This window comes from Bacteroides gallinaceum (genome assembly GCF_030373775.1).
GTDB classification, from domain to species: Bacteria; Bacteroidota; Bacteroidia; order Bacteroidales; family Bacteroidaceae; genus Phocaeicola; species Phocaeicola excrementipullorum.
The window spans coordinates 1-12872 of sequence record NZ_JAUDEN010000019.1 but is presented as its reverse complement, the minus strand read 5'-3'; the positions used below and the strand labels follow the sequence as shown (position 1 = coordinate 12872).

General features: G+C 49.2%; 13 protein-coding genes. 12 read left to right on the top strand and 1 reads right to left on the bottom strand.

Annotated features, from left to right (window positions below; all coding sequences use genetic code 11):
* Nucleotides 1-2: 2 nt before the first annotated feature.
* On the bottom strand, nt 3-2045 hold the full coding sequence (gene metG / locus QUW60_RS10960; RefSeq protein WP_289560465.1) for a methionine--tRNA ligase: 2043 nt from the start codon (nt 2043-2045) through the stop codon (nt 3-5).
* 853 nt (nt 2046-2898) lie between these two features.
* Here metG and QUW60_RS10955 point away from each other — a divergent pair.
* The 12 genes from QUW60_RS10955 to QUW60_RS10900 all read left to right on the top strand — a co-directional run.
* Nucleotides 2899-3534 carry a transglutaminase domain-containing protein gene (locus QUW60_RS10955; RefSeq protein ID WP_289560463.1) on the top strand — a complete coding sequence of 212 codons (636 nt, stop codon included), beginning with the start codon at nt 2899-2901 and terminating at the stop codon, nt 3532-3534.
* A 27-nt stretch (nt 3535-3561) separates the two neighbouring features.
* Complete coding sequence (locus QUW60_RS10950) at nt 3562-4713, top strand: hypothetical protein (protein WP_289560460.1); 1152 nt, start codon at nt 3562-3564, stop codon at nt 4711-4713.
* Nucleotides 4714-4742: 29 nt separating this feature from the next.
* A complete protein-coding gene (locus QUW60_RS10945) occupies nt 4743-5795 on the top strand; it encodes a hypothetical protein (RefSeq protein ID WP_289560458.1) in 1053 nt (350 codons plus the stop codon).
* Between the two features lie 55 nt (nt 5796-5850).
* Nucleotides 5851-7440, top strand: a complete 1590-nt coding sequence (locus QUW60_RS10940) for a hypothetical protein (protein ID WP_289560456.1) — start codon at nt 5851-5853, stop codon at nt 7438-7440.
* Between the two features lie 2 nt (nt 7441-7442).
* Entirely contained in the window at nt 7443-8117 is a 675-nt protein-coding gene (locus QUW60_RS10935; RefSeq protein ID WP_289560454.1) for a hypothetical protein, read from the top strand.
* A gap of 451 nt (nt 8118-8568) precedes the next feature.
* The gene (locus QUW60_RS10930; protein ID WP_289560452.1) at nt 8569-8892 is read left to right on the top strand and encodes a hypothetical protein; all 324 of its coding nucleotides are present in this window, start codon (nt 8569-8571) and stop codon (nt 8890-8892) included.
* Between the two features lie 238 nt (nt 8893-9130).
* Entirely contained in the window at nt 9131-9595 is a 465-nt protein-coding gene (locus QUW60_RS10925; RefSeq protein WP_289560450.1) for a hypothetical protein, read from the top strand.
* Between the two features lie 4 nt (nt 9596-9599).
* Nucleotides 9600-10838 (top strand): hypothetical protein, encoded by a 1239-nt coding sequence (locus QUW60_RS10920; RefSeq protein ID WP_289560448.1) that lies wholly within the window; start codon nt 9600-9602, stop codon nt 10836-10838.
* Between the two features lie 6 nt (nt 10839-10844).
* Nucleotides 10845-11288, top strand: a complete 444-nt coding sequence (locus QUW60_RS10915) for a hypothetical protein (protein WP_289560446.1) — start codon at nt 10845-10847, stop codon at nt 11286-11288.
* Complete coding sequence (locus tag QUW60_RS10910) at nt 11288-11425, top strand: hypothetical protein (RefSeq protein WP_289560444.1); 138 nt, start codon at nt 11288-11290, stop codon at nt 11423-11425. The genes QUW60_RS10915 and QUW60_RS10910 overlap by 1 nt, the downstream gene beginning before the upstream one ends.
* A gap of 8 nt (nt 11426-11433) precedes the next feature.
* Nucleotides 11434-11976, top strand: a complete 543-nt coding sequence (locus QUW60_RS10905; RefSeq protein ID WP_289560442.1) for a hypothetical protein — start codon at nt 11434-11436, stop codon at nt 11974-11976.
* A gap of 41 nt (nt 11977-12017) precedes the next feature.
* A partial coding sequence (locus QUW60_RS10900) for a hypothetical protein (protein WP_289560440.1) occupies nt 12018-12872 on the top strand: 855 nt, incomplete at its 3' end.

The following is a 12872-nucleotide window of genomic DNA, read 5'->3' as shown; positions in this document are numbered from 1 at the left end:
GATTACTTCACTTCGCTGCCCGGCTTCACCTCACGCAAGACGGAAGTGACCGCCAGCGAGCCGTCGAAGTTTTCGGCGCTGAGAATCATGCCTTCGCTCACCAGGCCGTTCTTGAACTGGCGCGGAGCGAGGTTGGCGATGAACAGCACCTGCTTGCCTACCAGCTCTTCGGGCTTGTAGTGCTGGGCGATGCCGCTCACGATGGTGCGGTTCTCCAGTCCGTCGGCAATCTTGAATTTCAGCAGTTTCTTCATCTTGGGCACATTTTCGCACTCCAGCACCGTGCCCACGCGGATGTCCAGCTTGTCGAAGTCTTCGATGGATACGGTCGGCTTGATCGGATTGGCCTTGTAGTTGGCGGCTTCGTTCGCTTTCTTGGTGGCGAGCAGCTTGTCAATCTGTGCCTGGATGGTTTCGTCCTCAATCTTTTCAAACAGCAGTTCCGCCTTGTTCAGCGCATGTCCTGCCTCCAGCAGGTCGGTGCGTCCCAGCTGTTCCCAGCTGAAGCTTTCCATGTTCAGCATCTTGCGGAGCTTTTCGGAGCTGAACGGAAGGAACGGTTCGAAGGCGATGGAGAGGTTTGCCACCAGCTGCAGGGCAATGTGCAGGATGGTTGCCACACGGTTCATGTCGGTCTTCGCCAGCTTCCACGGTTCGGTGTCGGCCAGGTATTTGTTGCCGATGCGTGCCAGATTCATGGCCTCCTTCTGTGCATCGCGGAACTTGAATGCATCGAGCAGCTTTTCCACTTGAACCTTCACGTCGGCAAACTCCCGGAGAGTTTCCTTGTCGTAGTCGGTCAGTTCGCCGCAGGCAGGAACCTTTCCTTCAAAATATTTGTGGGTGAGCACCAGCGCACGGTTCACGAAGTTGCCGTATACGGCCACCAGTTCGTTGTTGTTGCGTGCCTGGAAGTCCTTCCATGTAAAGTCGTTGTCTTTCGTTTCCGGCGCGTTGGCGGTGAGCACATAGCGCAGCACGTCCTGCTTTCCGGGGAAATCCTGAAGGTATTCGTGCAGCCATACCGCCCAGTTGCGTGAGGTGGATATCTTGTCGCCTTCCAGATTGAGGAACTCGTTTGCCGGCACGTTGTCGGGCAGGATGTAGCTTCCTTCCGCCTTCAGCATGGCGGGGAACACGATGCAGTGGAACACGATGTTGTCTTTTCCGATGAAATGGACGAGGCGTGTTTCGGGATCCTTCCACCATTTCTCCCACGAGTCGGGAAGCAGTTCCTTTGTATTCGAGATGTAGCCGATGGGTGCGTCAAACCATACGTAGAGCACCTTTCCTTCGGCTCCCTCTACCGGAACGGGGATTCCCCAGTCGAGGTCGCGGCTCACGGCGCGCGGCTGAAGTCCCATGTCGAGCCAGCTCTTGCACTGGCCGTACACGTTGGGCCGCCATTCCTTGTGGTCTTCCAGAATCCATTGGCGCAGCCATGCCTCGTGCTTGTCGAGCGGCAGATACCAGTGGGTGGTTTCCTTCATCACCGGCTGGCTTCCGCTGATGGCGCTCTTCGGATTGATAAGTTCCGTGGGCGAAAGCGTGGAGCCGCACTTCTCGCACTGGTCGCCGTATGCGCCCTGCGCATGGCAGCGCGGACATTCTCCCGTGATATAGCGGTCGGCAAGGAAAGTCTTGGCCTCTTCATCGTAGTACTGCATGGAGGTCTTTTCGATGAACTCTCCTTTGTCATAGAGCTTGCGGAAGAAGTCGGAAGCCGTGTCGTGGTGCACTTTTGATGAGGTGCGTCCGTACACGTCGAACGAGATGCCGAACTCCTTGAACGAGTCGCGGATAAGCGTGTGGTAGCGGTCTACGATGTCCTGCGGCGTGCAGCCTTCCTTTTTTGCCCGGATGGTGATGGGCACTCCGTGTTCGTCGGAGCCGCCGATAAAGAGCACGTCCTCCTTCTTCAGGCGGAGGTAGCGCACGTAAATGTCTGCCGGCACATAGACTCCTGCCAGGTGGCCGATATGCACCGGTCCGTTGGCATAGGGCAGAGCCGAGGTGACGGTTGTCCGTTTGAATTTCTTTTCCATATATTTCTGTTTTTTCCTGATACGATATTAGCTCTGCAAAGATACAGATTATTAATGAATAAATGCGGGGTAGGGAGGCAGAATTTGCGCTTTGCCCCGTCTTTGGCGTTCTGCTTCCCGAAGCGCGGAATCATAAATCTTCCGGAAACGGTATTTTGCTGACGGAATGCCGGAATATCGCTGTTTTTCCTGACAGGGCTTGCTGCGGTTTCCGCCCGTTCAGGAATGAATTGTTAATTAAATCCGGCATTTATCCCTTTTATAGGGCTTGCAAGCGGGGGCGGAATGGAATCTTTGGGCAAAAAAGAAGCGTTTTTATGCGAAAAATGACGGGACATTTCATGTCAGATTCCCCGTCATTCCTTGTAAGATGACGGGATATGTCAGAAAAATGTCCCGTAATCTTTTTGAATCGGTCTGTTCTGCCCCGTTTCTTTTTCTGGAATCCTTGTGAAAAATGATACTTTTGAAATGATAAAATGTTCGGATTACGCCGTATTCCTGGCTTTTTGGCGGCTCTGTTTGTCGGATTCTTTGCCTATGCCATGGAAATGCGGTTTACGGTGGAAAAGTGATTCCGTTTGGACGGTTCTCCCTGCGTTATTTCTGCCATGTTCTGCCGGAGCTCGGAAATGGCGGATTCTCGGTCCTTCGGATTGTCATTGTGTCAGTTTGTCAATAGGTGAAAGCTCTTTTGCATGAGCTGAAAAGATGTTGCATTCTTGTGTTTTAATGTCTGTTATTTTGTTTGTTTTGTGTTAATATGGCTGTTTGAAGTTTCATTTGCTATGACATTTGTTTGCATAATTGTGAAAATATCTATTCGTTTGCATAAGTCATAATAAATACTAAAATGAAAAGCATAAGTTTTATCATGGTGCTTGCATTGTTCGTGTGCGGCTGTACATTGAACAGATACGAGGACGGAGCGTGGGAGGTTGCCGAGACCTCCGCAACCAATGGGGAAGAACTTTCCCGTTTTCTGGAACATTACAAGGACGGCGGCGATAGGAAGAAGTACGAAGCCGCCTGCTTTCTTGTCTGCAACATGCCAGGCAAGTATTCCGTAACGGATGGCAAACCCACTTATGACGTGGACGTGGTGAAGGCCGATTCGCTTGTCCGCTCGCTTGAAGCCTCATTTGCCCTGCGCGAATCATCGCCCTATCTGAAGGACTACAGCTTCGGGAAGTTTCTGGAATACATACTTCCCTACCGTGTGGCGAACGAGCCGCTGGAATACGGGTGGAAGGAGGATTGCCCGAACCGTTTTGTTCCGGAAAAGGGCATGGGCATAAAGGAAGCTGCCGATGCTGTCAATGCGCAGATAAAGCTCGACCTCTCTCCGGCAAGTTACGGCGACCTTCCCCAGTCGTATTCCTCGCTCATGAAGAACGGCTTCGGCAAGTGCGATGACCGCACCGCCCTGATTGTCATGGCATTGCGTGCCGTCGGCATTCCGTCTGCCTATGAGTTCGTCCCCCAATGAGGAAGCAGCAACAACGGGCATTCGTTCGTGTCGGTTATCCTGCCTGACGGCTCTGTTTATCCGCTTCAGAATACGGACAAGGCGACGGGGGACGGCTACCTCTCGCGCAAGCCCACCAAGATTTACCGCAAGATGTATGAGCTGCAAGGCGGCGGACCGTCCGGCAATGACTCTTCCGTTCCGGAGCTGTTCCGTTACGGTGACCTGCTGGACGTGACATCCCTCCATCGGGTCGGTTTTCGTGACGTGGAAATCAATGTGAAGGGGAACGGGTGGAAAGGCGGCCTTTATCTTGCCGCGTTCCTTCCGGGCGGATGGAATCCGGTTGCCGAATCTTGTACCTCTTCGTTCAGGGATGTAAGTACTGGCACACGCCTTGACATGCCGAAAGAGAGCGAGGCAGAGGGGCTGGGCGACGGGGTGGTGTATCTTCCCGTCCGCTGGAACAGCGGCAGGGCTGAAGCTGCGGGCAATCCCGTAATCGTTTCCGACAGTGCCGTCCGTGAAATCATTCCGGACACGGCAATCCGTGAAACGGTGCGCCTGCTCCGGAAATATCCGCTGAACGCCCGTATCGTTAACTTTGCAAAGCTGATGGTGATGGGACGGTTCGAAGGGGCGAACAGGGCGGACTTCTCGGATGCAGAAACCATTTACCGCATTTTGGACACGTCGGAATGCCGGATGCAGCGTGTCGTCCCGGACACGGACAGGGCGTTCCGCTATATCCGCTACATCCGTCCGAAAGGCACGTTCAGCATTGCGGAATTTTCTCTGTATGGCTCTGACGGAAGTCCGGTACCGTTCCGTCCGATGGTCTGCGAAGCCCTTTCGGAAGACAGTCTGGCAAACAATGTGTTCGATTCCGATCCGCTCACCTATTATCAGACGGGCGGAGGCATTGAGTTGTGGGTGGGTGCCGACATGGGCAGGCCGACGGTTGTCGGCTCGATCGGCTTTGCACCCCGCAATGATGACAATGCCGTCAACTCCCATGATTCGTATGAGCTGTTCTGGTGGAATGGGGGATGGAAGAGCCTGGGCGTGCGCACCGCCTCTTCCGATACGCTGGTCTATGAGCATGTGCCGGAACATGCGCTGCTCTGGTTGCGTGACCTGACACGGGGCAGGGAGGAACGTCCGTTCACATACGAGAACGGGCGGCAAGTGTGGTGGTAAAGAAAAGAAGAACCTTTAAAATAAAGTTTATGAGAACAATTCTATTTTTGTCCGCGCTTCTGATTGGAAGCGTGGGCTATGCGCAGCAGATGCAGGATGCGACCAACAAAGACCGCAGGCCGTACATGACCGCGACCTACCATATCCACAGCATCAAGACACGCGACTACGAGCAGCTCCGCAAGCGTATGCTCAAGGCCAACGACAGGCTGAAAGACAAGGTGATGAGCGCGGAGCGTTTCAGGGCGGAGCAGAAGAAGCTTTATCATCTGTACGGCGACACCATCAGCCAGCTTTTCGACAAGGGACGCTCGCGCACGTGGAGCCGGATTACGCAGGAGCTGGAACGCTACCAGATGCTGAGCGAGGTGAAACTGACTCCGCGTGACAAGATGCTTGCTCTGCACAAGCTGGAGGGCGAATGGGAGGAGAAGCGTGAAGCGATGTGGAAGGGCAGCGATACGGAAGCCCGGAAGCAGGCGAAGGAGGCGGACATGATAGACGAACTGAACGGAGAAATCCGCAAGCTGCTCGGCACGGACGTGGGCAACTGGTACATCGGGTACAAGACGCTGGACTTCATGGCGCTGATGAACATGGACAAATATAAGACTTCGTACAAGAACGGGCACACCATTGCGGAGATAGAGCTGAAATACAGGAAGAAGCGTGCCGACATCCTGAAGACGAAGAAGAAGTATGCTGAGAAGGAGGTGGAGTCCATGAAGAACGACGAGAAGAAGGAGCAGGAAGTCTTCGCTTCCGTTCCGGCGGACGTGGCGAACCGATGGAAGAAAGTGAATGCCGCCGTAATGGACTATACCTTGCAGAACCGCTACGGCCTGAGCCAGTCGCAGGCAACCAAGTTTAAGGCGGAATACAGCAAGTATGCTATTGAGGAATACAAGATACTGAACGCAAAGAAACTCTCAGCGGCTGACCGCTATGCGCGGTTAGACAAATTGGGTGACAGCTTTTGCCAGAAAGTCAAGCCGCTGTTCTCTACGGAGAATTACGTGAAGTGGCAGGGCTGGTGGAAGTATGATTTTGAGCGTCGGATGAAACGGAAAGGATTGATGTAATTTTATTGAAAGCTATATGACAATGGAAAGAATTGTTTATTTTTGCAGGCGGCATATGATGCCGCTTCTTCTGCTTCCCCTGCTGCTGTCGGGATGCGTGGACGAGTTTCCGGTGACGAGGGAAGTCCCTTATGGCGGCGACGGCAAGGGGCTTTCTGTGGAGGAGGCGAAGACGTTCTTTGAAAGCTATGTGTCCGGAAAGGCTTCCCGTTCGGCTGGACCGGATGAGCATGACAACGGGTTCTATATCCGCCGTCTGATGCTTCCGGTAGGTGAGTTTGTTCCGGGCTGGGCGGAGGGCCTTTCCACGGATGCCCCGTCCCTTTACAGCGTGGACGTTCCTGTACAGTCGGATTTCAGCTTCCGTGTGCTGCGTGTGGACAAGGGCAGCGGGAAGGTTTATCAGACGAAGTGCTGGCACAAGCTGGTGGTCGTGAAGGATCCGGAGAGCGGCAATATGGGCTGCTTCATCGCCTTCTTCATTCCCGACAGGGCGTATGCGCTTTCCCACGGCGGCGACATCGGCCGTGTTTTGACGAACGGTGAGGAGATGGGCGACTATTCCGGGGTGAAGATCTATACGGCTCTGGATGGCCGCCGTGTGCGCGTGAACCGTTACGAGAACGGCAAGAAGGTTGAAGGCATCTACATTGACGGTGCTTCAGACAGGGAGGACTATATCTTCCGTATGCTCCATTCGGAGAAGATACTCGGCAGGGTGTGGCTCCAGCGTTCGCGTCCGAGGACGCCCGTGAGCCGCGGCGAGGACGACTGGGTTGATGACTTCTGGGACGACTGGTGGTACGGCACGTTCGATGATGATTCGTGGTCTGATGACAGCTGGTCTGACGACAGCAACAATGACAGTGATAATCCTCTTGATACGAACAATGACAATTTTGTTCAGGTTGGTAATGACGGTTGGGACTATGATGTCTATTACAATTCGGACGATGACACCTATTATATCGACATAGACGGCGACGGCTTTGTTGATTCGGCCTATGTCAATGACGGTTATGGCGAATCTGATTCCGGTGACGACTGGAGTTCGGGCGATGAAACCACGACTCCGCCGGACCCTGACCCTCTTCCTGATCCGGGAGATGCTCCGACTGATTCCGGTGAGGGAGGAGGTGGAGGAAGCAATAGCGGAGAAACGAATAATAATCCTCCGGAAGAAGCCTCTTCCAAGAAAACTCCTGAAGAGATAAAGAGCGCAGTAAAGCAGGCTGTGAAGGATGTGATTGCTAAAAGAGGGCTCCATGTGAAAAGTTGCAATATGGGGGTTCAGAATGTTCTCAACATATTGTATGGAAATACCGAATTAAATGATAAAAACGCCAATGATATAGTTAGATATTGGCAGAGTCATCCAAATAGTTGGGAGAAAATTTCTATGAGCCAGGCTCAGAGTTTAGCTAATCAAGGTTACCTTGTAGTTGCCGGATGGATTAATACTACAGGTGGTAGTGGTCATGTTGTGGTTATTGTACCAGGTGAAGAGCAATATAGTGGTATATGGCAATGCAAGGTACCTAATAGTATGGATACAGGAGAGAATATGAGAACTTCTTCTCAAAAATTAAGTTATAGCTTTAGGTCGTGGATGAAAGATGGAATTGAATTTTTTAAATACAAATAATTATGAAAAGATTAGTTGTCTTATTTTTTATACTATGTTCATTTGAGCTTTATGCTAAGGCTCAGACAATGGTTTTCACTTATGATGAAAAAGGTAATATCGTTTCCTGTTCTAAATTTATAGAACCGTTTGATCAGGGACTTGGATTGGACAAGTATACGAACTTGACTTATAGGAAAGCTTTTTCAGCGGATGTTTCTACTGTATCAGGAGCAATGTATAAGGTGGAAGGATTTCGTTTGGACGGATATGGATGGGAAGGAGAACCGGGAGACTACCATTTGATAAGAATAGAGAAAGATGGGAATGAGATTTTTGAGCAAATATGTATTCTTGGATGGATTTATTTTCCGGACGATTTACCTTCCTCCAATGTGGCGGATAGACGATTTTTTGTTTATCCTTTAAAAGATAATTCTTTAGCCTTGTTTTTTTGTGGGACAATCATGTCAAGTCAATCGCCCCAGTTGACTATTGTGTGTGTGCAAGAAAACAAAGGGACATTGGTTTTTAACAAGCCTTCCTATGTAAATAAGATAGAGAAAGACGGCGATGAAATAAACTTTATATTGCAGTCAAATACCTTGGAGTATTTGGATATAAATAGCAGTGAGCCGATAAATCCGCCGGAACTGCATACGCTGACGTTGAAGGATGGTATGATCTATTACAAGTGACAATGTCCAAGAAAGTAAATGCTTTTAATCTCATTATGATTCGGAGCATACTTTTGGTGATTCCAGTGGCATGATGAAACACATACAATACTCAAAAATGAACATACAAACGAAGATGATTAGATTTTATTTTATGCTGTTTGTTTTTGCACTCAGCAGAGTAGGCGTTAACGCTCAATCTTCAATAAGAGAAGTTTTGAAGATTGTTAATGATTGTTCGTTTCCTTATAAAGAGGGTAAGTTGGCAAAGAGAGGGCCAGGTTGCATGCTGGATAATAAGAATGTGATTGTTCCAAACAGATTGTATACGGATGTTCAGTGTGCGGAATATATCCTTGCGGATGATTATGATACGATGCCTATAGGGTATGCCAAATTTAAGTTGCCAGATTCATTCTATATGTTGGTCGTTAATTTAGGGAATAATATCGATTATCAAACCGATGAACTTGTGTTAGTTGATAAGAACTACAACGTGACGGACGCTCTGGTAGCGAAAGTATATGCCTTTCCCGGTACGATTGTAAAACAGTATTATATCAATGAGGATGGAAGTATAGTGGTAATCACACTGAAGCCTGTATCTTCGGCTTCCTTGTCCATGCTGGAATTTACGCAGTTTACGGGGCAGCGTATAGACGAAACTTATAAAGTGGTGAACGGCAAGTTTGCACTTGTTTCCACACGCAAGTATAAGGAGAAGGTTTATACTTATTCGCAATTGTCTTCAAAGACTTACAATTTATGGGATGGTAACGAGCAGCCTGTAGATTGATTATGGGAAAATATAGAACAGACGATTGTTTTGTTTTGCGGAGCGGTGAAATGCCGCTCCTGCTTCTCTGTTTGCCGGCATGTTTCCATCAGGATGTTCCGGCGGACATGTTTTCGTTGTGGCGGACGGGAGCGGCTGTATCTGGAGAAACTGGATTGCTGAAGCACTGGAATCGGTGAAAATATGACTTTGGGTATCAGATGCAACGGCAATAATTGTTTATTTTTGCAGACGGCATATGATGCCGCTTCTTCTGCTTCCCCTGCTGCTGTCGGGATGCGTGGACGAGTTTCCGGTTCCTACGGCAGTCCTTTATGGCGGTGACGGCAAGGGTCTTTCCGTGGAGGAGGCAAAGACGTTCTTTGAAAGCTATGTATCCGGAAAGGCTTCCCGTTCGGTTGAACCGGAGGAGCATGACAACGGGTTCTATATCAGCCGCTTGATGCTTCCGGTAGGCGAGTTTGTTCCGGGCTGGGAGGAGGGCTTTTCCACGGATGCCCCGTCCCTTTACAGTGTGGACGTTCCCGTACAGTCGGATTTCAGTTTCCGTGTGCTGCGTGTGGACAAGGGCAGCGGGAAGGTTTATCAGACGAAGTGCTGGCACAAGCTGGTGGTCGTGAAGGATCCGAAGAGCGGCAGTATGGGCTGCTTCATCGCCTTCTTCATTCGGCGGCGACATCGGGCGTGTCCTGACGAACGGTGAGGAGATGGGAAGCTATTCCGGGGTGAAGATCTATACGACCCTGGAGGGCCGCCGTGTGCGCGTGAACCGTTACGAGAACGGCAAGAAGGTCGAGGGCATCTACATTGACGGTGCAGTTGACAGGGAGGACTATATTTTCCGCATGCTCCATTCGGAGAAGATACTCGGCAAGGTTTGGCTCCAGCGTTCCCGTCCGAAAACTCCCGTGAGCCGTGGCGAGGACGACTGGGTTGATGACTTTTGGGACGACTGGTGGAACGACACATTTGAGGATGATTCTTGGTATGATGACAGCTGGTCTGACGACAGCAACAATGACAGCGATAATCCTCTTGACACGAGCAATGACAATTTTGTTCAGGTCGGTACTGACGGTTGGGGCGATGATGTCTATTACAATTCGAATGATGATACCTATTACATTGACATAGACGGTGACGGCTTTGTTGATTCGGCCTATGTCAATGACGGTTATGACGAATCTGATTCCGGTGACGACTGGAGTTCGGGCGATGAAACCACGACTCCGCCAGACCCTGACCCTCTTCCTGACCCGGGAGATGCTCCGACTGATTCCGGTGAGGGGGAATTGGGTGGAGGAAGCGGTGAGGTTGAACAAGGGGGTGATGGTGACAATCAGCAGTCCCAATCTCCTCCTCCCGTGCCTTTCAATGAGGCTGAACAGAAGAAGGTAAATTCTCTGCTGAGTATCTTGGAAAAGAACCATGGGATAAATCCTTCCAAATATACGATTATGAAATCAAATAATTGTAACGTGATTGCGAAAATAGAAAAGAGTGGGATAATTGTACTTTGTAATGAATTTTTCAATAAACCAGAATTGTCAGATATAGACAGGTTGGCAACAATATGGCATGAGATGTACCATTTTGATCATAAGCATTATGGAAAGGAGCATGAAGCAACTCCTTTTGACAAAGTTGGAATGGAACCTGTGAATTTGATAGATAGAGTTCCTCCGGCAATAAAGGCTTTTTTGGAGGAAAAAGCAAACAATGAACTTGGAGGAACTGGCATTACTTCTGATATGATTGAATCTTCATGGCAAAATGAGTTGCTGATTTATAAGCATCTTTCTATTGAATATAATCAGAATGAGGTTGAGACATATAGGGCAGAAAGAATAGAGTTTCCCGATTCTGAGGTTTCAGAATATTATAAGAATTATCGTGACTATTTAGAGTGGAAATCAAGTGCAATATTGGATGAACTTAAAAAATAATGTGGTATGAAAAAGTATTATTTAGTGGTATTCTTAATTGCTGTTATCATTCCTGGTTACGGTGTCGCCCAAGAGGTTGGGATTGACATGTCATACGACAGGTATAGGAATAAGCTGACCCTTGTTCTGACAAACAAGAGTGATAAAGAACTTTGGGTGCGCAACCAGTCTTCGCTGGATGAATGGTCTGGCAGTCTGGTTGAAATGTTTTATGAAACGAAAGACGGTGATTCGATGCATACCCCATTCAGTTTGTTCGAGTATGATATGATGAATAGGAAACCTGTTGTTTTAAAGGTTCTTCCTCCTTATGGGAAGCTGGAGCGTACTTTTGATTTCTCATTAACATTCGTGCATGTTCTTAAAAAAGCAAATGTTTGTTTGACGATGCTCTGTAAGAAGGAAGGTAAAATTGAACACCTGTTTCAGGAAAAAGAGTTTGTGTTTTGATGAGCAGTCTTGTTTTGCGGAGCGGCGGAATGCCGCTCCTGCTTCTCTGTCTGCTGGCATGTTTCCATCGGGATGTCCCGGCGGATGTGTGGAAGTATGACTTTGAGCGTCGGATGAAACGGAAAGGACTTAAATAGTTTGTGTTATGAAGAAAAAGTATTGTTATTATGGCACCTTTCTCCTGCCTGCCTTTGTCTTCTGGCTGGCAGGATGTACGGACGAGTTCCTTCCTTCTCCTGCTGTGCAGATTGAACTGAAGGAGTTTGCGCTGGAGGAGGCTCAGGAGTTTTTCCGCAGCGAGGCGGAAAAGGAGGGCGCGCGTTCGCGTGGGGAGTCGGAGGTGAAGGCTCTTTCTCCCGGTGACTTCGTGCCTGACTGGGACGGTGCGGTAGGTTCTTCCAGCAACGGGCTGGCCTGTTATGACGTTCCCATCGAGGCGGATTACAGGTACAAGGCTGTCTATGCGGAGGAAAGGCACGGCACGGTGTCTGCCGAACGGGTGAGCGTATACCAGAAGCTGATAATCGTGAAGGACGTGAAGTCGGAGCGTATGTCGCACGCTACGGCAGTTCCGTCTGCGGCCGCTTCATCACCCGTTCGGACAAGGGAGGCTTCAGCGGCATCGCCGTCTATTCGTGCGTTTACTCTGCCTATACGGCCCGTGTGGACACCTATAAGGACGGCGTGAAGCGGGAGGGCGTGTTTCTTCTGAATCATACGGACAGGAGCGTGTCGGATACAAAAGCGGATTATGCGCGTTCGCTTGTTTCCTCCCTGCAGATATTGAGGGGCAGGCGTCCTTTGAGCCGCGGGGAATATGACGGTGACTATTATGTGGACTACACTTATGATGACACTTACGATGAGATATATGACGGCGGCTGGTTTGATGAGATTGTCGTTACTCCTGACCCTATATGGGACGGTGTGGGTGCAGACGGCCTTACGAATGACGAATGGATGAGCAGCACGAATCCTGGTGGCACTGTTGACCCTTCTCCTGAAGATGGCACATCGAATGAGACGGATGACGTTACCACTTCTGATGACGGAGGAAATCAGCCGCAGGCTCCTGAAGAGCCTGACGTGCAGCTTTCAGGATTCAATGCGAGTGAGATCTTTACCGTCAAGAATGTGATAAGCTCTTTGCAGCAGCGTTTCCCGAATCTGAATCTTAACGGATTGAATATTCAAAAAGGGGATAGAAATGCGAGTGTTAATTATGGAATTATTATTTTGGGTGATAAATACTTTAGTTGGCCTCTTATATCAGATAAAGCAAGTATATTATGGCATGAGATTTATCATTTACAGAATAATCACAATGCAAACAAAGATCTCTTATCTGTGGATGAGAAATATAAGAATATTCCGTTATATATTGAAGATTATCTGAGATATCAGATAAGGAATGAGTATGTTGGGATTGAAACAGAACTGTCTGATGAAAAATTAGAAGAGTATTATCTAAATTCTTTAGGCTGTAATCAAGTGCGTCATTCAGAATTTTATGAGAATGAACTTGAAACTTATAAGGCGGAGAAAGAGGCGTTTCCGGACAATATGGTATCGGATAAATATATA